Annotated in this window: 23 protein-coding genes; 6 read left to right on the top strand and 17 right to left on the bottom strand. The window is 69.5% G+C overall.

The window, feature by feature from the left end:
- From C9E82_RS02880 to C9E82_RS02900, 5 genes are all read right to left on the bottom strand, one after another.
- Positions 1 to 528: DUF58 domain-containing protein (locus C9E82_RS02880; protein WP_244935990.1), on the bottom strand; the 528-nt coding region annotated here is incomplete at its 3' end.
- Positions 525 to 1481, bottom strand: coding sequence for an AAA family ATPase (locus C9E82_RS02885; RefSeq protein WP_240643469.1), 957 nt, complete (start codon positions 1479 to 1481; stop codon positions 525 to 527). The genes C9E82_RS02880 and C9E82_RS02885, both read right to left, overlap by 4 nt.
- Before the next feature lie 206 nt (positions 1482 to 1687).
- A complete protein-coding gene (locus tag C9E82_RS02890) occupies positions 1688 to 2785 on the bottom strand; it encodes a DUF475 domain-containing protein (protein WP_425325174.1) in 1098 nt (365 codons plus the stop codon).
- Between the two features lie 180 nt (positions 2786 to 2965).
- Positions 2966 to 4366, bottom strand: coding sequence for a sensor histidine kinase (locus C9E82_RS25225; protein WP_122449192.1), 1401 nt, complete (start codon positions 4364 to 4366; stop codon positions 2966 to 2968).
- Complete coding sequence (locus C9E82_RS02900) at positions 4363 to 5034, bottom strand: response regulator transcription factor (RefSeq protein ID WP_119900881.1); 672 nt, start codon at positions 5032 to 5034, stop codon at positions 4363 to 4365. The genes C9E82_RS25225 and C9E82_RS02900 overlap by 4 nt, the downstream gene beginning before the upstream one ends.
- A gap of 79 nt (positions 5035 to 5113) precedes the next feature.
- On the opposite strand from C9E82_RS02900, the gene C9E82_RS02905 reads away from it, so the two are divergent.
- From C9E82_RS02905 to C9E82_RS24350, 5 genes are all read left to right on the top strand, one after another.
- A complete protein-coding gene (locus tag C9E82_RS02905; RefSeq protein WP_119900880.1) occupies positions 5114 to 6205 on the top strand; it encodes an ABC transporter substrate-binding protein in 1092 nt (363 codons plus the stop codon).
- Positions 6206 to 6411: 206 nt separating this feature from the next.
- Complete coding sequence (locus C9E82_RS02910; protein ID WP_119900879.1) at positions 6412 to 7353, top strand: Bug family tripartite tricarboxylate transporter substrate binding protein; 942 nt, start codon at positions 6412 to 6414, stop codon at positions 7351 to 7353.
- Between the two features lie 17 nt (positions 7354 to 7370).
- Positions 7371 to 7844 carry a tripartite tricarboxylate transporter TctB family protein gene (locus C9E82_RS02915; RefSeq protein WP_240643694.1) on the top strand — a complete coding sequence of 158 codons (474 nt, stop codon included), beginning with the start codon at positions 7371 to 7373 and terminating at the stop codon, positions 7842 to 7844.
- A 3-nt stretch (positions 7845 to 7847) separates the two neighbouring features.
- Positions 7848 to 9365, top strand: coding sequence for a tripartite tricarboxylate transporter permease (locus tag C9E82_RS02920; RefSeq protein WP_119900877.1), 1518 nt, complete (start codon positions 7848 to 7850; stop codon positions 9363 to 9365).
- A gap of 141 nt (positions 9366 to 9506) precedes the next feature.
- Positions 9507 to 9662, top strand: coding sequence for a hypothetical protein (locus C9E82_RS24350; RefSeq protein WP_170162181.1), 156 nt, complete (start codon positions 9507 to 9509; stop codon positions 9660 to 9662).
- A 26-nt stretch (positions 9663 to 9688) separates the two neighbouring features.
- Here C9E82_RS24350 and napH read toward each other — a convergent pair whose 3' ends face one another.
- From napH to C9E82_RS02980, 12 genes are all read right to left on the bottom strand, one after another.
- Entirely contained in the window at positions 9689 to 10564 is an 876-nt protein-coding gene (gene napH / locus C9E82_RS02925) for a quinol dehydrogenase ferredoxin subunit NapH (RefSeq protein ID WP_119900876.1), read from the bottom strand.
- Positions 10561 to 11223: a ferredoxin-type protein NapG gene (gene napG, locus C9E82_RS02930; protein ID WP_119900875.1), complete on the bottom strand. Its 663-nt coding sequence runs from the start codon at positions 11221 to 11223 to the stop codon at positions 10561 to 10563. The genes napH and napG overlap by 4 nt, the downstream gene beginning before the upstream one ends.
- 27 nt (positions 11224 to 11250) lie before the next feature.
- Positions 11251 to 12453, bottom strand: a complete 1203-nt coding sequence (locus C9E82_RS02935; RefSeq protein ID WP_119900874.1) for a cytochrome-c peroxidase — start codon at positions 12451 to 12453, stop codon at positions 11251 to 11253.
- Positions 12454 to 12457: 4 nt separating this feature from the next.
- The gene (mauJ, locus tag C9E82_RS02940) at positions 12458 to 13393 is read right to left on the bottom strand and encodes a methylamine utilization protein MauJ (RefSeq protein ID WP_122449193.1); all 936 of its coding nucleotides are present in this window, start codon (positions 13391 to 13393) and stop codon (positions 12458 to 12460) included.
- 24 nt (positions 13394 to 13417) lie between these two features.
- Positions 13418 to 13792, bottom strand: coding sequence for an amicyanin (locus tag C9E82_RS02945; protein WP_119901087.1), 375 nt, complete (start codon positions 13790 to 13792; stop codon positions 13418 to 13420).
- A 67-nt stretch (positions 13793 to 13859) separates the two neighbouring features.
- A complete protein-coding gene (gene mauA / locus C9E82_RS02950; protein ID WP_119901086.1) occupies positions 13860 to 14426 on the bottom strand; it encodes a methylamine dehydrogenase (amicyanin) small subunit in 567 nt (188 codons plus the stop codon).
- Between the two features lie 42 nt (positions 14427 to 14468).
- Positions 14469 to 15065, bottom strand: coding sequence for a methylamine dehydrogenase accessory protein MauD (gene mauD / locus C9E82_RS02955; protein ID WP_119901085.1), 597 nt, complete (start codon positions 15063 to 15065; stop codon positions 14469 to 14471).
- 1 nt (position 15066) lies between these two features.
- A complete protein-coding gene (locus tag C9E82_RS02960) occupies positions 15067 to 15627 on the bottom strand; it encodes a MauE/DoxX family redox-associated membrane protein (protein ID WP_119901084.1) in 561 nt (186 codons plus the stop codon).
- A 1-nt stretch (position 15628) separates the two neighbouring features.
- A complete protein-coding gene (gene mauB, locus C9E82_RS02965; RefSeq protein WP_205962251.1) occupies positions 15629 to 16909 on the bottom strand; it encodes a methylamine dehydrogenase (amicyanin) large subunit in 1281 nt (426 codons plus the stop codon).
- A gap of 95 nt (positions 16910 to 17004) precedes the next feature.
- Positions 17005 to 17853: a methylamine utilization protein MauF gene (locus tag C9E82_RS02970; protein ID WP_122449194.1), complete on the bottom strand. Its 849-nt coding sequence runs from the start codon at positions 17851 to 17853 to the stop codon at positions 17005 to 17007.
- A gap of 242 nt (positions 17854 to 18095) precedes the next feature.
- The gene (locus C9E82_RS02975; protein WP_119898852.1) at positions 18096 to 18914 is read right to left on the bottom strand and encodes a LysR family transcriptional regulator; all 819 of its coding nucleotides are present in this window, start codon (positions 18912 to 18914) and stop codon (positions 18096 to 18098) included.
- 94 nt (positions 18915 to 19008) lie between these two features.
- Positions 19009 to 19950 (bottom strand): GlxA family transcriptional regulator, encoded by a 942-nt coding sequence (locus C9E82_RS02980; RefSeq protein WP_119898853.1) that lies wholly within the window; start codon positions 19948 to 19950, stop codon positions 19009 to 19011.
- A gap of 83 nt (positions 19951 to 20033) precedes the next feature.
- On the opposite strand from C9E82_RS02980, the gene C9E82_RS02985 reads away from it, so the two are divergent.
- Positions 20034 to 20921: a beta-keto acid cleavage family enzyme gene (locus C9E82_RS02985; RefSeq protein ID WP_119898854.1), complete on the top strand. Its 888-nt coding sequence runs from the start codon at positions 20034 to 20036 to the stop codon at positions 20919 to 20921.
- The last annotated feature ends 22 nt before the right edge of the window (positions 20922 to 20943 follow it).

Here is a 20943-nt window from a genome sequence, read left to right on the forward strand (position 1 = left end):
GGCCAGCGCGGCGGCATGGGCGCGGGCCAGGCAGGCGGCCGCCAGCGCCATGCCCCGGTGCCGGGGCCGCGGCGGCTGCGCATCGGGACCCGCATCGGTCAGCGCCACCACGCCCACCGCGCCCCCCTGCAGCGCCGCCCGCCAGCCGGCCAGCGCCAGCATCTCGGCCACCGCGACCGAGCGCAGCCGGGACGCGGTGCCCCACAGCATCGGGCGGCGGAAATCGGCGATCAGCAGCAGGCTGCGCTCGCGGTCCTCGTGGAAGCTGCGCACCTGCGGGCTGCCGGAGCGGGCGGTCGCGGCGGCGTCGATATGGCGGGGATCGTCGCCATCGGCGAAGGGCCGGATCTCGCGGATCTCATGGCCCTGCCCGCGCCGCCGCGTGGCGGTCGTGCCGGGCCGTTCGGCCAGCGCCACGGCCTCGCGCCCGTCGCGGGCGGCCAGCGGCTCCAGCGCCATCAGCGATGCGGTGCTGACGCCGGCGGGATCGGCGGCCCCCTGCCCGGCCCCCTCCGGTAAGGCCCTCACCATGGCCGGACATGGGTCAGCAGCCGCGCGATCAGGTCCCGCGGCGACAGCCCTTCCGAGCTTGCCCGCCAGCTTGGGATCAGCCGGTGCGACAGCGCATCGGCGGCCAGCGCCTCGACATCCTCGGGCAGGCCGTGGTCGCGGCCCAGCAGCGCCGCCCGCGCCCGGACCGAGGCCGCAAGCGCCAGCGAACCGCGCGGCGAGACGGCATGTTCCACCAGCCCGGCCAGCGGCCCGCCCTCGGTTTCCCGCGTGGCCACCACCAGCCGCACGATGAAATCCTTCAGCGCCGGGGCCAGATGCACCGCCGCCACCGCATCGCGCGCCGCATGGATCGCCCCGGCCTCCAGCCGCCGCGCGGGCGGGCGCGGATCGGCGCGGCCCTCGTCCTCGACCAGATCCAGGATCGCGCGCTCGGCCTCGGCCCCCGGCAGGGTCAGGTTCAGGTGCAGAAGGAAACGGTCCAGCTGCGCCTCGGGCAGCGGAAAGGTCCCCTCGTGCTCGATCGAGTTCTGCGTCGCCACCACCATGAACGGATCGGGCAGCGCGCGGGTCACGCCGCCCGCCGTCACCTGCGATTCCGCCATCGCCTCCAGCAGCGCGGATTGCACCTTGGGGGGCGCGCGGTTGATCTCGTCCACCAGCACCAGCTCGTGGAACAGCGGGCCGGGCAGAAAGTCGAACCGCCCGCTGTCGGGCCGGAAGACCTGCGTGCCGGTGATGTCCGAGGGCATCAGGTCGGGCGTGCACTGGATGCGGGCGAAGCTGCCCGCCAGCCCGGCCGCCAGCCGCTTGACGGCGCGCGTCTTGGCCAGTCCCGGCGGGCCCTCGATCAGCACATGCCCGCCGGTCAGCAGCGCGACCATCAGCCGCTCGACCAGCAATTCGTGCCCGATCAGGCCCTGCCCGACCTGCGCCGCAAGCCCGATGACCGGGGCAAGCGGCCCCGACAGATCCTTCGCTGAATCCTTCGCCACGCTGCTCCTCCCCGAAGAACGTGTTCCGGCGGCAGACTGACAGGCTTTGTGGCGGCGGGCCAGCGATTGCGCGCCGGTTCACACTTTGGGATGAGGCGGAGGGCGGCGGCCGGAACCCGCCGGCGCGGCATGAAGAAGCCGCCGTTCCGGGAAACGGCGGCTTGCAGGGCCTGGGGGATGGATCAGCCTTCGGCCGCGGGGTTGTGGCGGTTCCAGCGGATCGAGGACCACAGCGAGACGCCGATCAGCGCCGCGCCGCCCAGGCCGGTGATGACCTCGGGGATATGGACCAGCGACTGGCAGAACATGATCACCGACAGCGCGATGATGGCATAGAAGGCGCCATGTTCCAGATAGCGATACTGCGCCAGCGTGCCCTTCTCGACCAGCATGATGGTCATCGAGCGCACATACATCGCGCCGATCCCCAGCCCGATGGCGATGATGAACAGGTTCTGCGTCAGCGCGAAGGCGCCGATCACCCCGTCGAAGCTGAAGGACGCGTCCAGCACCTCCAGATACAGGAAGGCGCCCAGGCCGCCCTTCGCCCCCGCGTGCAGCATCTCTTGCGAGCTGTCCAGAAGCCCGCCCACGACCTCGACCAGCAGGAAGGTCAGCAGGCCCCAGATGGCCGCGCCGAAGAAGACCTCTGAATCATAGGTGTCCAGGAAGCTGGAGAAGATTAGCACCGTGACCAGCACGATGGCCACCTCGATGCCGCGGATGGTCGCATAGCGCTGCATCCGGCGTTCCAGCCAGCGGACCCAGTGGACGTCCTTTTCATGGTCGAAGAAGAAGCTGAGCCCGACCATCATCAGGAAGGTGCCGCCGAAGGCCGCGATGGGCAGATGGGCGTCGTGCATGATCCGCGAATATTCCTCGGGCCGCGCGGCGGCCAGCACGATGGCCTGCCAGGGGCCGATATTGGCGGCGATCACCACGATCAGCAGCGGGAAGACGATCCGCATCCCGAAGACCGCGATCAGGATGCCCCAGGTCAGGAAGCGGCGCTGCCAGACCGGCGTCATCTCCTTCAGCTTGTTGGCGTTGACGATGGCATTGTCGAAGGACAGCGAGATCTCCAGCACCGCCAGCACGGCGCAGATGAAGAAGATCGACAGCGTGCCGCCGATGGTACCGGTCATCTGCCAGCCCAGCACCACCCCCAGTGCCAGGCCGATCGCGGTGACGATGAAGGCCCAGGTGAAATATTTCAGGGTCGGACGAACAGGCTGGCCATTCAGGCCACCCCCCATGAGAGGTTCGTTTCCGTGGCTCATTCGAAAAAATCCAGGCGGCTGGTCAAAGATCGATGCCGACATCACGGACGTGCCGCCACGTCCGCCAGAGGGGCCCGGCCATCAGATTGCGTTCACGAAAGCGCGAACGCGCTGAAAATGCCGAAGCGCGCGTGATTCGGCAAGCGTCCTCATGACGATTGCGTGACCCTTCGGCGGGGATCAGCCGCGCGGCAGGGCCGGAAGCGCGACCTGGGCCAGCAGCCCGCGCCCCGCCGCGCCGTCGGACAGCGTCAGCCGGCCGCCGAACAGGGTGGCGATCTCCTCGACCACCGGCAGGCCCAGCCCCATGCCCGGCCCGGCGGCCTCTCCACGGGCGAAGCGGCTGACGGCGGCGGGGCGGGCCTCGGGCGGGATGCCGGGGCCGTCATCCTCGACCTCCAGCAGCGCCCGGTCGCCGTCGCGGCGCACCCGCACGGTGACGACGCCGCCCCGCCCGCCATGCAGCAGCGCGTTCGAGATCAGGTTGCTCAGCGCCTCGCCCAGCAGCACCGGGGCGGCGCGGACCGGCAGCGGCCCGTCCCCCTCGAAGCCCAGGTCGATGCCGGCTTCGGCGGCGGCGGGGATGTGGTCGGCGGTCAGCTCGCGCGCCAGCGCGCTCAGGTCCAGGACGCTGGCCGCCTGCCCTGCCCCGCCCGCCGCCTCGACCCTGGCCAGCAGCAGCAGCTGGGCCAGCACGCGCTCGGCATGGGCGACGGCGGCATCGCCCTTCTGCGCGGCCTGCTGCGCCTCGGCCAGGGTCGGCGCCCGCGCCGCCAGCGCCAGCTGGGTGCGCACCACAGCCAAGGGCGTGCGCAGCTGATGGCCGGCATTGCCGGTGAAGTTGCGCAGCCCGTCCAGCGCCGATTTCAGCCGCCGCATGAAGGAATTGATCGTCTCGACCAAGCCGCGCACCTCTTGCGGGACATGGGTTTTCACCGGGCTCATGTCGTCGGGGCTGCGTTCGGCGATGGCCTCGCCCAGCCGGTCCAGCGGGCGCAGCGAGACGGTGACCGCGATCCAGACGATGGCGGCGGCGCCCAGGATCATGACCAGCAGCCGCAGCGCCGAGCGCATCAGGATCGCCCGCGTCAGTTCCTGCCGGGCGATGGTGGTTTCGGCCACGGTGACGATGACCGGCACCTCGTCGATGCCGGTCGAGGCCGCGCGCGCAAGGCTGGCCACCCGCACCGGCACGCCGCGGAAGGTGGCATCCGCGAAGGCCGCGTCCTGGCCCTGGACCGCGGGCGCCACCGGCAGGTCGCCGTAACCCGTGACCAGGTGGCCCGGCGGGCCGTCGACGCGATAGAATACCCGATCCTGCGCCGCCGAGCTGAGCATCTCCAGCGCGCCATAGGGGATGTCGATCGCGATCAGCGCATCCTCGTCCAGCGAGGCGCGTTCGGCGATGATCATCGCCGATCCCGCCAGCATCCGGTCGGCCAGCGCATTCGCCATGCGCACCGCCTCGCGCCAGGTGTCGATCAGCGCGCCGGTGCCCAGGACGGCGGTCGCGACCAGCAGCCAGGCCAGCAGCCTGCGCCGAAGCGAGAAGGACTGGCCCCGCGGCGGGCGGAGTTTCATGCCTGTATCCGGTCGAGGAAATAGCCGATGCCCCGCGCCGTCCTGACGGTCAGCCCCAGACCCGCCAGCCGCTTGCGCAGCCGGCTGACATATTGCTCGACCGCGTTGGGCGACAGGTCGGCATCCAGCGTCGTCAACGAGGCCATGATCGATTCGCGCGCCACCACCTTGCCGGCGCGCAGGATCAGCAGCTCCAGCAGGTCGCGCTCGCGGGTGGGCAGCTCCAGCGGCTGGCCCGAGGCCGAGAAGCTGCGCGCAATCAGGTCGAATTCCAGCGCCCCGAAACTGGCGGTGGAGCTGCGCAGCCCCGCCTGCCGGCGCAGAAGCGAGCGGATGCGGGCCTCGAATTCGCCGATGTCGAAGGGCTTTATCAGGTAGTCGTCGGCGCCCAGGTCCAGCCCGCGCACGCGCTCCTCGGGGCTGCCGCGCGCGGTCAGGATCATCACCGGCGCGGGATTGCGCCGCGCCCGCATCGCCCGCAGCACGTCCAGCCCGTCCATCTGCGGCAGGTTCAGGTCCAGGATCACCAGGTCGAAGCCGACCGCCGCCGCCAGGGCCTCGGCCGAGGCGCCGTCATGGACCACGTCCACGGCATAGCCCGACTGGCGCAGCAGCGCCGTCAGCCCCTCTGCCAGAGACAGGTTGTCCTCGACCAGCAGGATGCGCATCGATCCCTCCCCCGAAGCGGAACCTAGCGCCGCGCGAAAGGCTTGTGAACGGGCTTCGGCTGTTTCAAGATCCCGGCCCATGCGCCTGACCGCTTCACGCCTGCACCTTCCGGCCATCGCCCTCGCCCTGCTGTCGCTGGTCGGGGCGGCGCGGGCAGAGCTTGCGGAATTCCCCGCCCCCTCGGGCCGGGCCGAGGGCGAGCTGCGCATCTATTCCTCGCTGGACATCCCGCTGGCCCGGCCGCTGATCGAGGCCCATCAGGCCCGGAACCCGGACCTGGCGGTGCGATACGAGACCCTGCTGACCCAGGAGCTGCACGACCGCATCGTCGCGGAAAGCGAAGCCGGCGGGGGCACGGCGGATTTCGCCTTTTCCTCGGCCATGGACCTGCAGGTGAAGCTGGCCAATGACGGCTTCGCCCGGCCGGTGCTGACCCCCGACAGCGAGGACTGGCCCGGCTGGGCGAACTGGCGCGACACCGCCTATGCGCTGACCTTCGAGCCCGCGGTCTTCGCCTATCACAGGCCCAGCTTCGCCGGGCAACCGCCGCCCTCGACCCGCGCCGACCTGATGCGCTGGATGGCGGAACATCCCGACCGGGCGCGGGGCCGGATCGGCACCTATGACGTCGCGCGCTCGGGCGTGGGCTATCTGTTCCTGGCCCGCGACCAGGAGCTTTATCCCGGCATCTGGTCGGTCGTGGCCGCCATGGGCCGGGCGAGGGTGCAGCAATACCCGACCTCGGCCGAGATCCTGGAGCGGATTGCCGAGGGCGAGCTGGTGCTGGGCTACAACCTGCTGGGATCCTATGCCGCCGAATATGCGCGCCGCCATCCCGACCGGGTCGGGCTGATCCTGCCGCGCGACTTCACCGTCGTCGTCTCGCGCGTGGGGCTGGTGCCCGAGGCGGCGCGGTCCCCCGGCGCGGGGGCGGATTTCCTGGCCTTCCTGATGTCGCCCGAGGGCCAGACGCTGCTGTCGCGCACGCTGCGGCTGTCGGCCGTCAGCCTGGAGGTGGCGGGGCGCGACAGCCCGGCCGGCGGGATGCAGGACCTGGCCGGGCTGCGGCTGAAGCCCGTGCCGGTCAGCCCCGGCCTGCTGGCCTATCTGGACCGCGCGACGCGGGACCGCCTGCTGGCGCGCTGGAACGAGGCCCTGGCGGGCCGCTGATCCCCTGCCGATCCCCGCTGATCCGCCGCGCAAAAAACCCGCCGCGATGTCAGGTGGATGACAGCTTTCTGTGCTGGAACGGATCGCGGAACGGGTGACGCCCTTCCGCAAGGCTGCCGCGCTTTGGGAGAGGCGCGGCATTCCAACCGACAGACGAACCCAAGTCCGGGCCGCCGAGGCGGGCCCGGCATCAGCGGAGGAACACCATGAGGAATTTTGTGCTGGCCGGCCTGTTCGCGGGCGCGATGGCGCTGCCGGCGGCGGCCGATTACACCATCATCGCCCCCGCCAATCCCGGCGGCGGCTGGGACCAGACCGCGCGCACCATGCAGACGGTGATGCAGGAGGAAGGCATCTCGCGCTCGGCGCAGGTCCAGAACGTGCCCGGCGCGGGCGGCACCATCGGGCTGGCGCAATTCGCCAGCCAGAACCGCGGCAATCCCGATGCGCTGATCGTCGGCGGCTATGTCATGGTCGGCGCGATCCTGACCAACAATTCGCCCGTCTCGCTGGCCGATGTCACGCCGATCGCCCGGCTGACCGGGGAATACGAGGCGATCGTCGTCCCCGCCGCCTCGCCCATCGAATCGATCGACGGGCTGATCGAGCAGCTGAAGGCCGATCCCGGCTCGGTCAGCTGGGCCGGCGGCTCGGCCGGGGGGACCGACCATATCGCGGTGGGGCTGATCGCCAAGGCCGCGGGCGTCGATCCGACCACCATCAACTATATCGCCTATTCCGGCGGCGGCGAGGCGCTGGCCGCGATCCTGGGCAACCAGGTGACGGCGGGGATCTCGTCGCTGGGTGAATTCGAGGCGCAGATCCAGGCGGGCACGCTGCGGCTGCTGGCGACCTCGGCCCCCGAACCCATCGAGGGCGTGGACGCGACGACCCTGAAGGAGGCCGGGCTGGACGTGGTGCTGGAGAACTGGCGCATGGTCGCCGCCGCGCCGGACCTGACGGACGAGCAGAAGGCGAAGATCTCGGCCGATATCGAGGCGATGGTGACTTCCGAGAACTGGCAGAAGCAGCTGGCCGACAAGGGCTGGGCCGACACCTATCTGGCCGGGGCCGAATTCGACGCCCAGCTGGAAAGCGACATTGCCGCGACCGAGGCGGTGCTCAGGGATATCGGTCTGGTCAAATGAGCCGGGAGTTGCAGGACATGAAGCGCGGCCGGGACACGGCTGCGCTTTTCATCGCCGCCGGGCTGGCCGTCGTCGGGGCCGTGGTGCTGTGGGACAGCGCCCGGCTGGCGGATCTGGGCGGCTATTCCGGGCTGGGACCGGCCAGCGTGCCCCGCGTCGTGGGCTTCGGCCTGCTGGGGCTGGCGCTGTGGACGGTGATCGCGGCCCTGCGCGGCGAGTTTCCCGAACGTCCCGCCCAGAACCCGGCGCCGGTGCTGTGGATCGTGGCCGGCCTTGCCGCGCAGCTGATGCTGCTGCACGCGGCGGGGTTCTCGATCGCGACCGGGATCCTGTTCGCCTTCACCGCGCGCGGCTTCGGCAAGCGCAACATGGCGCTGTCGCTGTCGGTGGGCATCGCGCTGTCCTTCGCGGTCTGGTGCGTCTTCTCGCAACTGCTGATGCTGCATCTGCCCGCCGGCCCGATCGAGCAGCTGATCTTCCGACGGGGCTAGCACATGGACGCATATACCTTCCTTCTGCAGGGGCTGGCCACCGCCTCGGAACCGGCGATGCTGCTTTACGCGCTGATCGGGGTGACGCTCGGGACGGCGGTGGGCGTGCTGCCCGGCATCGGCCCGGCGCTGACCGTGGCGCTGCTGCTGCCGGTGACCTACCGGCTGGACCCGGCCGGATCGCTGATCATGTTCGCGGGCATCTATTACGGCGGCATGTATGGCGGCTCGACCACCTCGATCCTGCTGAACACGCCGGGCGAAAGCGCCTCGATCATCACCGCGCTGGAGGGCAACAAGATGGCCCGCAAGGGGCGCGGCGGACCGGCGCTGGCCACCGCCGCCATCGGGTCCTTCATCGCCGGGCTGATCGCGACGCTGCTTCTGGCCTTCCTGGCGCCCTCGATCGTCAAGATCGCGCTGGTCTTCGGGCCGCGGGAATATTTCGCGCTGATGGTGCTGGCCTTCGTCACCGTCTCGGCCGCCTTCGGCGATTCCGCGCTGCGCGGGCTGACATCGCTGTTCCTGGGCCTGGCGCTGGCCTGCATCGGCATCGACCAGCTGACCGGCCAGGCGCGGCTGTCCTTCGGCGTGCCCGACCTGCTGGACGGGATCGAGGTCACGACCATGGCCGTCGCCATGTTCGCCGTGGGCGAGGCGCTCTTTATCGCCGGCCAGCGCGTGCGGCAGGATGACGAGGTCACCGCCGTCAAGGGCTCGGTCTGGATGAGCCTGCAGGACTGGCGGCGGTCCTGGAAGCCCTGGCTGCGCGGCACCGCCATCGGCTTTCCCATCGGCGCCATGCCCGCCGGCGGGGCCGAGATCGGCACCTTCCTGTCCTATGCGGCCGAAAAGAAGCTGACCAAGCACCCCGAGGAATTCGGCAACGGCGCCATCGAGGGCGTGGCGGGACCCGAGGCCGCCAACAATGCCAGCGCCGCCGGCACGCTGGTGCCGCTGTTGACGCTCGGCCTGCCGACCTCGGCCACGGCGGCGATCATGCTGGCGGGGTTCCAGCAGTTCGGGCTGCAGCCCGGCCCGCTGCTGTTCGCGACCAATCCGACGCTGGTCTGGGGGCTGATCGCCAGCCTGCTGATCGCCAATGCGATGCTGCTGGTGCTGAACCTGCCGCTGATCGGGCTGTGGGTGAAGCTGCTGACCATCCCGCGCCACTGGCTCTATGCGGGGATCCTGCTGTTCGCCACGCTCGGCACGATCGGCGCCAACCCCTCCAGCTTCGAGCTGGGGATGCTGCTGGCCTTCGGCGTGCTGGGTTATGTGATGCGGCTGTTCGGCTATCCCATCGCGCCCATCGTGGTCGGCCTGATCCTCGGGCCGATGGCCGAGCAGCAGCTGCGCCGGGCGCTGTCGATCAGCCAGGGCGACTGGACGACGCTGCTGCAATCGCCCATCGCGGCGGTCCTGCTGGGCCTGGCGGCGCTGGCCTTCATCGTGCCGCTGATCCTGCGCGCGCGCGGCAAGGGCGAGGTGCTGTCGCAGATGGCCGCCGACGAGGACTGAACCAGAGACCCCCGCCCCGGTTCGGGGCGGGGCCGCCATACCCTGCGGTCATGGCAGCCATGACCAATGCTGCGTTGCAGAAAACGCCCGATGCTCCCATCTGTATGGCATCCGCCACGATCCGTCAGAAGGGAGACGATCATGCTCCGCCTCATCCGCCAATTCGCCACGATCCTTGCCACGATGCGCGCCGCGATCGCCGTCGCCGCCTCGGCCGAAGGCCACCGGATGCCGGCCGCCTCGGACCTGCGCCGGCTGGGCATCAGCGAAGCCGACTACCGCGCCATCCATATCTGACGGCGCGGAATCCGACAGCGCGGGCCTCAGCCGCCCTCGCGGGCCTGCGGCACGGTCAGTCGTGTGGTCATCCTGAACACGTCGACCGGGCAGGCATCGATGCAGCCGCCGCAATTCTGGCAATCGCCCGACAGGATCAGCGGGCTGCCCGTTCCCTTCAGCCCCGGCACGATCACATGCGGCTCGGGGCAGATGGTGAAGCAGGCGCCGCAATCGGTGCAGGCGTCGCGGTTCACCGCCGCGACACGCACCAGCGAACCGCGCCCGATCAGCCCGTAGAACGCCCCCACCGGGCACAGATGGCCGCACCACGCCCTGCGCGAGACGAACAGGTCCAGCAGGAACACCGCCAGGATGATCGCCCAGCCGAAGCCGATGCCCGAGATGAAGGCGCGCTGCATCAGGCTGACCGGATTGACGAATTCCCACGCAACCGTGCCGGTCAGGGCCGAGGCCAGCAGGGTCGCGGCCAGGATGCCCAGCCGGCTGCGGCGGTCCAGCTTGCGGTCGCGGGTCAGGCCGGTCTTCTCGCGCAGCCAGAAGGCGGCGTCGGTGACGATGTTGACCGGGCAGACCCAGCCGCAATAGACCCGCCCGCCGACGATCAGATAGGCCAGCGCGATGATGATCGCCCCGGTCACGACGGGGATGGCCGGCGAGGCGCCGCCGAAAAGGCCCTGGATCAGGATATAGGGATCGGCCAGCGGCACCACTCCGCCGATCTGGCTGGCCGCGAAATTGCCCCGCGCGATCCAGATCCCCGCCATCGGCCCCAGCATGAACAGGCCCAGGACCGAGATCTGGCAGATCCGCCGCAGCAGCCACCATTTATGCGCGCGCAGCACGCCATGGGCCTGAACCCCCAGCCGGCGGCTGTCGGCGATCAGCCAGCGCGCGTTCATGCCTTGCGCCCCGCGCGGTTGCGACCGGATCCGCCAAGGCCCAGGTCGCGCGGCAGGACCCGGATCGAGGCATGGCCGGTCACGCAATGCTTCTCGCATGTGCCGCAGCCGGTGCAATGGCGCGAATGCACGGTCGGGATCATGATCCTGCGGCCGTTGTATTCGCCCGGCTCCAGCGTGATCGCGTCGCCGCGGATCGGGCAGACCCGCACGCAGATGCTGCAATTCATGCCCTTGTAGTTCAGGCAATCCTCGTGCCCGACCAGCACCGCAACGCCCATGTTCGCATCGCGGATGGCAATGTCGCCGTCCAGCGCCCCGGTCGGGCAGGCCCGCGCGCAGGGCACGTCGCGGCACATGTAGCAGGGCACCTCGCGCGGGGTGAAGAAGGGCGTGCCGACGGCGGGCTCCTGCCCCCATTCGGCCAGCGACAGCGTGCCATAGGGACAGGCCTGCACGCACAGCCCGCAGCGCACGCAGGCCGACAGGAAATCCGCCTCGGGCTGCGCGCCGGGCGGGCGCAGGGCGCGGGCGTCGGCCTGCCGGGCCATATGGACCAGCGCCGCCAGCGAGAACCCGCCCAGGCACACGGCGCCGGCCGCGCGCGCGGTCTCGGTGATCGCCGTGCGACGGTTCATCTTGCGCTTGCTGGATGCCATCTTCACCTCCCTTGCCGGGTTTGCAGCTCAGTCCCCCGCCGCGGCCCTTTCCCGGCGCCGTTCCTCCAGCAGGGGCTCGTAGCGCCGGTCCGTCAGCGTCTCCAGAAAGGCCACCAGCGCATCGATCCGGGCGTCATCGACCATCAGCCCCGATTGCAGTTCGGGCAGCGAGAGGTTCTGGGCCACTTCCGGCGGGCCCCAGTCCGCTCCGGTTTCCGGGTTGATCTGGTGGATCGGCCGGCGGCTGGGATATTTGTTGTAGAACAGCACCGCCGTGCGCAGATCCTCGAAGACGCCATTGCGCATGTAGGGGCCGGTCACGGCGACATTGCGCAGCGTCGGCACCTTGACGCGCCCGGCCTGCGCCGGATCGTCGATCCCCGGCCGTTCGGCCAGGCCCCGGTCCACATGGTCCGGCCCCAGACCGTTCAGCGCCCGCACGGCATGGTTCGCCGGCACGCCGATATTGTGATACTCGAAGCTGGTGAAGGTCTCGTGCTGGGTCAGGCCCTGCTTGCGCAGCTGGTGGCACAGGCGGCAGTTCCAGGTGATGAAGACCGTATGGCCGAATTCCTCCTGCGGGGTCAGCTCGGCCTCGCCGCGCAGGTAACGGTCGTATTTCGAATCGAAGGGCGCGAATTCGGGGGTCGACTGATAGGCGGCCAGCGCCTCGGCGGCATGGTCGAAGGCGCGGTCGATGTCCTCCAGCGCGCCGGGGCCGAAGACCGCCTCGAACTCTGCCACATAGCCGGGTTCGCCGCGCAGGCGCCCGATGACGGCGGCCTTGTCGGGCATTCCCATCTCGACCGGGTTCAGCATCGGCTGGCCCGCCTGGTCCTTCAGGTCGTCGGCGCGCCCGTCCCAGAACTGGCCGCCCTTGTAGCGGCCCTTGTCGTCGCGGTGGAAGGCGGGGCTGAGAAAGGCATAGCTCAGCGTCGGCGTGTTGCGGTCGCCATGGGATGTTCCGTCATCGCCAAGCGAGACCGCCCGCCCCGCCGCGGTTTCGCGCGGATCGGTGAAGGCATGGTCGGGATCGTGGCAGGTCGCGCAGGACTGGCTGCCATTGCGCGACAGCAGCGGTTCGTGGAACAGCTGGCGGCCCAGCTCCTCCAGCGCTTCCAGCCGGTCCGCCGGGGGCAGGCCGTGGCCCGAGGCGGCGACGCCGGCGATCACCGATCCGGCCAGCAGCACCGGCGACAGCAGCAGAAGGATGTTCAGCCCGCCCCGCATCGCCTCATGCCCCCAACCCCGCTTCGGCCGGCCCCGCCGCCCGCAGGCCCCGCGCCATGACGGCCAGCGCCTCGGCCCGCGAGGGATCGCGTCCGCGCGCCCGGATCTCGGCGCAGATCAGGCGATGGGCGATCAGGTCCGACAGGTTGGCAAGCTGCGCCAGCCGCCTCTGCCCGGCCAGATCGTCGAGGACCGGGGCCAGCACGCCGCCCTGGATCAGCCGGTCGTGATGGGGCCGCATCAGCGACAGCAGCTGGCCCAGCTCCAGGTCCAGCAGCGGCTGGGGCCAGGCCAGCGCGCCGGAATGGACCAGCATTTCCTGGGTGACGCGCAGCGTTTCCGCGCCCGAGCGGCGCAGCGCCGGATGCCCGCCATGCGCGGCATGAAGCACCGCATAGCCCGCCAGCAGGCGGCTGGCCGCGTCGAAGGCGTTGCGGGCGCGCTGGAACAGCTCGATGAAAGGGGCAAGGTCGCGGTCGGCCGGGGCCAGCGCCTGGAAATCCACCTTCATCGCGCTGGGGCGGAACGGGGTGCAGCGCCAGCGCGCGCCATGGGCCATGTCGGCGATGCGCCAGCCGCCGATCGCCATGCCCCGCCCGATCTCGGCCAGATAACGCATCAGGCGCAGCTGGAAATCCGCATGCGAGCGGTCCAGCGCCTCCTCGGCCGAGCTTGCGGGCAGCTGATAGATCACCTCGCCCAGCTTGCCCGCCTCGTTGCCATAGATGCTGATCCGCGCCTCGGGCAGGTCCGGGCCGGCGGGGATCTGCTGGGGCTCGGCATCGGCGACCATGTCCAGCTCCCATGATTGCGTGATCGGGTTGCGCAGGCAGAAGCCGACCACGAAATCCCGGCGCCGGCCATCGGCCCGCGACAGCCGCACGGCCTCGGGATTGCTTTCCGCCTTCAGCGAGGAACGGATGTCATAAGGGATCCACATGGCCGGGTTCCTTCCGCCTCTGCCCTATTCGACCACGACCTTGCCGCGCATGAAGGGATGCGGGGTGCAGTGATAGTCATAGGTGCCCGGCTCGTTGAACCGCGCCGACCAGCTTTCGTCCTTCTTCAGCATGGTGCCCTTCACCGCCTCGTCGGCGACCACGCCGGCCAGGAAATGGACGTTGTGGGGCATCACCTCCTGATTGGTCCAGGTGACGGCATCGCCGGCCTTGATGGTGATCTCGGGCGTCTCGTATTTCATCTTGTCGATGTTCACGACCAGCGCATCCTCGGGCGCGGCGTCCAGAAGCTCGATCTTATCGGCAAGCGCGCCGGAAGCTGTGGCCAGCGCCATGGCGACCGCGGCCAGCAGGGTCCGCGCCTTCGTCGGAAAGGGCATGTCTTTCTCCTGAAAATGAGGGTGCCGGAGGCGGCGCGCCCGCATCCGGCCGGTTCGCACCCGCCCGTCAGCTTGCCTTGCCGACGATGGGCGAGATGGTGCAGTGATAGGTCATCGCGTCATCCTCGGCGCCGAAGCACCAGATGATGTCGTTGGCGAATTCCGGGCGATAGACCGGCAGCTCGCCCTCGGTGTTCAGGCAGGGGCAGCGGCCGGGCATGTTCGCGCCGCAGCAATCGCGATAGGCGATCAGGTAGCTTTCGCCGTCGGTCGGGTTATAGCAGCTGGCCACCCAGGATGCCGTCGCCAGCTTGGTGCCCGGCGGGCAGTTGGTCAGCGACCCGCCCGAGCAGTCGCAGATATTGCCGTCGATGGAACAGTGGCGCCAATAGTCGCAGGACTGGATGTCGGTGTCCTGCGGCTGCCACTTGGCGCGCGGATCGCTGCCATCGGCGGGACCGGCGGCATGGGCGCGGCTGACCCGCCCCCGACGGTCGACCGGCAGCAGCGGCACCAGCGCCACGCCCGCCATCACCGTGCCCAGGCGGCCGATGACGCCCCGGCGGCTGGTCCGGCCCGCCACCCGGCGGGACAGTTTCTCGACCATGTCGTCGAACCTGAAATTCCCCAGCATCGTTTTCCTCCCTCTGCTTGGGGTTGAGACTGAACGGCCGGATCAGGCCGCGTTCTGCTTGCGGCTGGCGATGAACTGCTGCAGCGAGGCGAAGCCGGTCTTGTCGGCCTCCAGCAGGCTTTCCAGATGTTCGCGCGTATTGGTCAGGCCCTTGGCCTTGATCACGCCCTCGGCGTCCAGAAGCACGCCGTAAGGGATCTTGCCGACCTGGAAGGCCATGCCGATCTCGGCCGAGACGACATAGCGGATCTGGCCCAGCTCGTGGCTTTCCAGGAAGCGGGCATGTTCCTCGGGGGCGCCGTCGCTGATCATCACCACGCCGATCTTTTCCGCCCGCGCGATCGACTTGATGATCGGGAACAGCTTGTCGCAGACCGGGCAGGTCGGCGCGGTGAACATCAGAAGCGTGGGCCGGCCCCCGGAGGCGCCGCCGATCTTCACGCCCTGCCCGAAATAGTCCGGCAGCTCGAATTCCGGGGCGGCGTCGCCGATGTCGGGGCCATGGTCGGTGATCATCGCGCCCATGGGCGAGGACCGCTCGTGCAGCAGCCCGACCTGGCGCATCAGGCCCAGAAGCGCCACCGTCACGCCCAGGAACGCGATCCACAGCAGGATGTTGGAGGCAATCAGAAACGTCATGTCAGCGGCCTTTCGGTGACGGGGTTGCGCCTTGCCGGGCAGAGAGCCCGCCCAGCATCGAGACGGTGAAATAGAGCAGCATGAAGAGGGTCCCGGCCATCAGCCCGACCAGCAGGTCCAGCGCGCCGCCGGCCCGCGTGGCGGGCAGCAGCGCGGCGATCAGCAGCGCCAGCCCGGCCAGCCCGGCATTGCGGGCGACCATCAGCCAGCTGATGCGCTGCTTCATGCCGTCGCGGAAACAGCCGCAATCGATCTGCCTGCGTCCCCGCGCGACGTTGATCGCGATGGCCAGGCCGAAGCCCGCCAGCAGCAGGGCGGCAAGGATGGCCGCGGGCGCGGCAAGCGCCGTGACCATCAGCCCCGCCGCCACCGCCAGCTCCACCACCGGCAGCGCCAGCGCGACGGGCCGGGCAAGCCCGTCGGGCAGCAGGCGGAAATTGCGGACCACGCCGTGGAATTCCTCGATCGCGGTCAGTTTCGAGATCGCCGCCGTCGCAAAGAGCAGCGCCAGAAAGCAGCGCAACCCCCAGGTCAGAAGCGGCTCGTGAAGCAGGTCCTGCATGTCACGCATCCATGTCATGGGTGGTGATGATCTGCGGACCGTGGCCCAGCTGGTCGACGCTGCGCAGCTCCTCGCCGCTTTCGGCGTCATAGATGTACAGCGTCTTGTCCCCGGCCGAGAGACCATACAGCAGCGGCTCGGCGTCCTGGCTGACATTGATCGAGTCGATCTCGTGGCCCATCTCCAGCTTGGCGATGCGTTCGCCGGTGGCGGCGTCGATGACCACGACGAAGCGGCTGGCGGTCTTGTGGCGCCATTCGTCGCGCTGATCGACCAGCAGGAAGATCCGGTCCGAGGGGCGGTGATAGGCGGTCTGCTGCCAGCCGCCCGGACGCCAGCCATCGGCGCGCTCCTGCTCGGTCAGCGCCTCGAAGGGCTCGCGGAAGCTGGCGGCGTCCTCGGTCAGGTCCGCCTGGAAGATCTTGCCGGTATAGGTCGGCCAGACCAGCCGACCCGCCCGCAGCGAGAAGGCCGGGTGGTTGATCAGCAGCTCGTTCTCGGCATGGAAGACCTCGGTATTGGTCACGTCGGTCTCGCCATCGGCGAAATCGACGCGCGCCAGGCTGCCGTCGCGGCAGTTCATGTAGAAGACCGTCGGCGAGGCCGGGAAGATGTGATAGCAGTCCGGCACGTCCAGCATCCGGTCGAACTGCTGGTTTTCCAGGTCGACGACGCCGACGGCGGGCGCGGGCGAGAACTGGTAGAACAGCAGGTTCTTGTTGTCGGGCGTCAGCGCGTTCATCCACTGATAGGTGCCGACCAGGAAGCGCGGCGCATCCGGCAGCTCGATATCGGCGATGGGCAGGAAGGTGACGGGATCGAAGACCTCGACGTAATCGGTGCGCTTGCCGCGCGCGATGCGCTCGAAGACGGTGCTCGCCTGGGCGAAGAAGGACCCGTCCTCGGCCGCGACCGGATGGGGCAGGAAGCCGCCATCGGTCATGCCGATCACCCGCCCGGTATCGCCGTCGATGACGAATTGCTGCGTCACCGCCGCGAAATGCGCCGGGTCCTGGATATAGACGCGGCGCGTATCGGGTTCGGGCGCGTTCAGGATGACGGGCTCGTCCGCCTCTCCGGCGGCCAGTTGCGCGGCGGCCTCGGCGGCGGCGCGCTGGCCCTCGGTCATGTCGGCGGTTTCGGCCGCTTCTGCCGTTTCGGCGGGGGCGTCGGCACCCTCGTCCGTCTGCGCCCATGCCGCGCCAAGGGCAAGGACCGAGCAGGTCACGCCGGCCCCGATCAGCGTCAGGTATTTCGGGGTCGATTTCGGTGGATAAGCCATCGTTTCCTCCCTGAGATGGCAGCCTGACCCAGGCGACGCCTTGCGGGTCGGGCAGAACGGTCGAACTTGCGGGATGCCCCCTGGGGGCGATTGCGTCAGGCCAGCGCCAGCACGGCGAAGGCGGCGCCCAGCATGGTCAGGATGGCCCCGTCGGCGATGGCGGCGCGTTCCTGGTTGCGGCCCAGCCAGGACTGGATCCGGTAATCCGTCAGCGGCAGCAGGTTCACCGCGACGGGCAGGAAACGGCCCAGGTTGAACAGGGCGATGATGCCGATGGCCTCGGGGATGTTGCCGGTCAGGATCGCCGCGGCGGTCATCATGTAGAGCAGCGGGGTCTGCACATAGGTCAGGTAATCCAGCCCCAGCGACAAGCCGTAAAGCCCGCCGACCACCCATTTCGGAAAGCGCTGGCGCGCGTCATGGGGCACCTGCGCCCGCCGTTGCGGATAGGGCAGCCGCAACAGGTCCAGCTGATGCGCGCCGTAAAGCAGCCCGATCGCCGCCAGGACGCCCAGCCCCAGCGTGGTCGCGAAGCCCGTGAAGCCGGCGATGCCCCCCAGCGCCCCCAGCAGCGTGCCCAGGATCACCGCCCCCAGCGCATAACCCAGCCCGTGCATCGCGAAGGTCGGCAGGAAGCCCGCCACCGCCCTCGTCCCCCTGCCCGTCTGGCGCAGCAGCGAGATCGAGGACCAGCCGCAGGGCGACCAGGTGGACAGCAGCCCCCCGGCCACGGCCGCCAATCCGACGACGATCCAAAGCGCCCCCGGATCGGCCGCGCCCTTCAGCGCCAGCCCGCCGGCGGCCCCGGCGACAAGGCCGCCCGCCAGCAGCGCCAGGCGCGTTCCCCGCGAGAATCGCTGCGGAAAGGCGATGCAGTCGGGCACGCCTTCGGGCTGTTCTGCGGCCATTTTCGCGGCCATCGGAAACTCGTCGATCGTCGACACCTCACGCCTCCTCTCGCTTGGGTCGAGCCGGGTCCGCAGGGGATCCGGCCTGATTGCAACGACAGTGCGACGTGGTGTCGCAGAGGATAAGCCGGTATTTCGGCAGTGCCCCGCTGCAAATATGCAGGGGAATCATTATTTCCTGTCAGGAAATTGATTCCCCTGCGAAAAACGCCCGGTGCCGGTCGGGGGCCTGCGCGCGAAAAACTCGTATTTTGGTATGAGTTGCCCCGGCGGATCCCCTAGGAAAACAGATTCGCGCACCAGTCCGAGATGTGCCGCGCAAGGCTGTCATTGCGCAGATGCGGCTGCGAGAGCAGCCAGATTTCCCGCCCCTCGGGCAAGGGCGTGACCTCGACCGGGGCGGCGGGATCCAGGGTTTTCGCCAGGAAATCGGGGATGACGCCGACGGCCCGCCCGCTTTCCAGGACCGAGCGGATGACGTTCAGATTGGTGGTTTCCACCCGCACCGCGCCCAGGCCGTGGACCTGCTGCAGATGCCGCATCTCGGGCGTGTCCGACAGGCTGGCGGGATAGGCGGCCAGCAGCGTGGCGGGGGACCGGCCCGTCACCATGCACAGCCCCATCTGCCCGATGCGCCGCATCAGGAACGCCCCCTGCCGGGGACGCCCCAGCCGCAGCGCGAAATCCGCCTCCCATCGCGACATGTCGGCATTGTGGTCCGAGGTATCGATGCCGAGCGACAGTTCCGGCAGCTCCTCCAGCAGCCGGGGCAGGTTCGGCGCAAGGTAATGCTCGGCGATCACCGCGATGGTGGTCAGGCGCAGCTTGCGCAGCGAATAGTCGTGGCCATGCAGCATCCGCTCGATATCCTCGGCCGCCTGCTCGATGCTGTCCAGCTGGCGCAGGATGGCGCGGCAGACATCGGTCGGGTTGCGCCGGCCATCCGCGGCCTCGAACAGGGTGACGCCGAAGGTGCTTTCCAGCCGGGCAAGGCGGCGGCTGACGGTGGTTTCGTCGATATGCAGGCTGCGCGCCGCCTTGGAATAGGAATTGGTCCTGCTGACCGCCGCAACGATACGCAGATCGTCCCAGTTCATCACCCTCGTCCCCCCATTCGGCAACGCCGTTCCCCGGATACCTGCCCCGGAGAAAGGGTCCCGGCAAGGGGCGGGCGGCGCGCGGCGGCGGCTTTCAGCCGCGCCGGGTCCGCCGCAGGGTCTGGCCGAACTGGGCGCGATAGGCCCGCGCCAGCGTCGAAGCCGAGGAAAAGCCGGTCCGGGCCGCGATCTCGTCCAGGGGCAGGCCGGTCTCGATGGCCAGCGCGCGGGCGTGCGACAGGCGGATCGTCCGGTAATAGCCGCCCGAGGCCATGCCCAGATGCTTGTGGAACAGCCGGTCCATGGTGCGCGGCGACAGCGCCGCCCGCGCCGCGATCCCGGCCAGCGGCAGCGGGGTCTCGGCGCTTTCCCGCATGGCCAGGATCGCGCGCTGCAGGCTGGCGGGCAGCGCCCGGTCGACCATGCGGCTCGCGCCGGCCTCGGGCGGGTGCATGTGGGTGCGGCCGAACATGTTGGCGACGTCGAAACGCAAGGCCTCGTCGGCATGCTGGCCGATCAGGTCCAGCGACCAGGACAGCACCCCCTGCGCGCCCCCGCAGGTGACGGTATTGCCGTCGGCGACATAGGGCGCGGGAACCACGTCGACCTCGGGGAAGGCCTCGGCCATGGCTTGCAGCTCCATCCAGTGGATCGTGGCGCGGCGACCGGCCAGCAGCCCCGCCTCGGCCAGGATCCAGGCGCCGGTATCGATGCCGCCGACCAGCGGCAGGCCGCGCCCCTTCGACAGCACCAGCTGCAGCGTGTCGCGCCGCGAATGGTCGCGCACGCCATAGCCCGCGACCACGATCAGCGCATCCGTCGCGCCCACGCGCGGCAGGGCGACATCCACCCCCAGCGACAGGCGCGACGAGCTGGCCACCGCGCCGCCCCGGACCGAGGCGACCTGCCACGAGAACAGCCGCTTGCCGCTGAGGTCGCGGGCCGCGCGCAGCGGCTCGATGGCGCTGGCCAGCACCATGTTCGAAAAGCCGTCCAGCAGCAGGAAGGTCAGGTTGAAGGCGGAAATTGGCTGCATCGGCAAATTTTATGGCACGATCCGCATATCATGCCAAGCGGCGCTGGGTCACGTTGGGTCAACACCATTCCCGGAGCTTTTGGATGAATCACGACGTCTTCGTCACCTGCGCGGTCACCGGATCGGGGCAGAGCCACAGGAAATCCGATCTTGTGCCGATCACCCCCCGCCAGATCGCCGATGCCTGCATCGAGGCCGCGCAAGCCGGCGCCGCCATCGCCCATGTCCATGTCCGCGACCCCGAAACCGGCACGCCCTCGCGCGATCCGGCGCTCTATCGCGAGGTGGTGGAGCGGGTGCGGTCCTCGGACGTGGACGTGGTCTTGAACCTGACGGCGGGGATGGGCGGCGACATCGTGCTGGGCTCGGCCGAGGCGCCGCTGCCGCTGTCGCCGCAATCCGACATCATCGGCGCGACCGAGCGGCTGGTCCATGTCGAGGAACTGCTGCCCGAGATCTGCACGCTGGATTGCGGCACGATGAACTTCGCCGAAGCCGATTACATCATGACCAACACGCCCGGCACGCTGCGGGCCATGGCGGCGCGCATCCAGGCGGCGGGCGTGCGCCCGGAAATCGAGGTCTTCGACACCGGCCACCTGTGGCTGGCCAAGGCGCTGGTCGACGAAGGGCTGATCGACGACCCGGTGATGGTCCAGCTGTGCATGGGCATCCCCTATGGCGCGCCCAGTGACCCCAACAGCCTGCTGGCGATGGTGAACAACATCCCGCCGGGCTGGGTCTATTCCATGTTCTCGATCGGGCGGATGCAGATGCCCTATGTCGCCCAGGCCGTCCTTGCCGGGGGCAATGTCCGGGTGGGGCTGGAGGACAACATCTGGCTGGATCGCGGCGTGCCGGCGCGCAACGGCGATCTGGTGGAACGCGCGGCGACGATCCTGACCAACATGGGCAGCCGCATCCTCGGCCCGGCCGAGGTCCGTCAGAAGCTGAAGCTGACCCGCCGCTAGAACGGCCGGGCGCACAACAGGG

It is taken from the genome of Paracoccus sigandri, from assembly GCF_003709565.1.
Taxonomy (GTDB): Bacteria; Pseudomonadota; Alphaproteobacteria; order Rhodobacterales; family Rhodobacteraceae; genus Paracoccus; species Paracoccus siganidrum.

Excerpts from the sequence above, each read along its gene's own strand:
- C9E82_RS02890 (WP_425325174.1), bottom strand. The coding sequence starts at position 2,785 with ATGAGCCACGGAAACGAACCTCTCATGGGGGGTGGCCTGAATGGCCAG.
- C9E82_RS25225 (WP_122449192.1), bottom strand. The coding sequence starts at position 4,366 with ATGAAACTCCGCCCGCCGCGGGGCCAGTCCTTCTCGCTTCGGCGCAGG.
- C9E82_RS02900 (WP_119900881.1), bottom strand. The coding sequence starts at position 5,034 with ATGCGCATCCTGCTGGTCGAGGACAACCTGTCTCTGGCAGAGGGGCTG.
- C9E82_RS02905 (WP_119900880.1), top strand. The coding sequence starts at position 5,114 with ATGCGCCTGACCGCTTCACGCCTGCACCTTCCGGCCATCGCCCTCGCC.
- C9E82_RS02910 (WP_119900879.1), top strand. The coding sequence starts at position 6,412 with ATGAGGAATTTTGTGCTGGCCGGCCTGTTCGCGGGCGCGATGGCGCTG.
- C9E82_RS02915 (WP_240643694.1), top strand. The coding sequence starts at position 7,371 with ATGAAGCGCGGCCGGGACACGGCTGCGCTTTTCATCGCCGCCGGGCTG.
- C9E82_RS02920 (WP_119900877.1), top strand. The coding sequence starts at position 7,848 with ATGGACGCATATACCTTCCTTCTGCAGGGGCTGGCCACCGCCTCGGAA.
- C9E82_RS24350 (WP_170162181.1), top strand. The coding sequence starts at position 9,507 with ATGCTCCGCCTCATCCGCCAATTCGCCACGATCCTTGCCACGATGCGC.
- napH (WP_119900876.1), bottom strand. The coding sequence starts at position 10,564 with ATGAACGCGCGCTGGCTGATCGCCGACAGCCGCCGGCTGGGGGTTCAG.
- napG (WP_119900875.1), bottom strand. The coding sequence starts at position 11,223 with ATGGCATCCAGCAAGCGCAAGATGAACCGTCGCACGGCGATCACCGAG.
- C9E82_RS02935 (WP_119900874.1), bottom strand. The coding sequence starts at position 12,453 with ATGCGGGGCGGGCTGAACATCCTTCTGCTGCTGTCGCCGGTGCTGCTG.
- mauJ (WP_122449193.1), bottom strand. The coding sequence starts at position 13,393 with ATGTGGATCCCTTATGACATCCGTTCCTCGCTGAAGGCGGAAAGCAAT.
- C9E82_RS02945 (WP_119901087.1), bottom strand. The coding sequence starts at position 13,792 with ATGCCCTTTCCGACGAAGGCGCGGACCCTGCTGGCCGCGGTCGCCATG.
- mauA (WP_119901086.1), bottom strand. The coding sequence starts at position 14,426 with ATGCTGGGGAATTTCAGGTTCGACGACATGGTCGAGAAACTGTCCCGC.
- mauD (WP_119901085.1), bottom strand. The coding sequence starts at position 15,065 with ATGACGTTTCTGATTGCCTCCAACATCCTGCTGTGGATCGCGTTCCTG.
- C9E82_RS02960 (WP_119901084.1), bottom strand. The coding sequence starts at position 15,627 with ATGCAGGACCTGCTTCACGAGCCGCTTCTGACCTGGGGGTTGCGCTGC.
- mauB (WP_205962251.1), bottom strand. The coding sequence starts at position 16,909 with ATGGCTTATCCACCGAAATCGACCCCGAAATACCTGACGCTGATCGGG.
- C9E82_RS02975 (WP_119898852.1), bottom strand. The coding sequence starts at position 18,914 with ATGAACTGGGACGATCTGCGTATCGTTGCGGCGGTCAGCAGGACCAAT.
- C9E82_RS02980 (WP_119898853.1), bottom strand. The coding sequence starts at position 19,950 with ATGCAGCCAATTTCCGCCTTCAACCTGACCTTCCTGCTGCTGGACGGC.
- C9E82_RS02985 (WP_119898854.1), top strand. The coding sequence starts at position 20,034 with ATGAATCACGACGTCTTCGTCACCTGCGCGGTCACCGGATCGGGGCAG.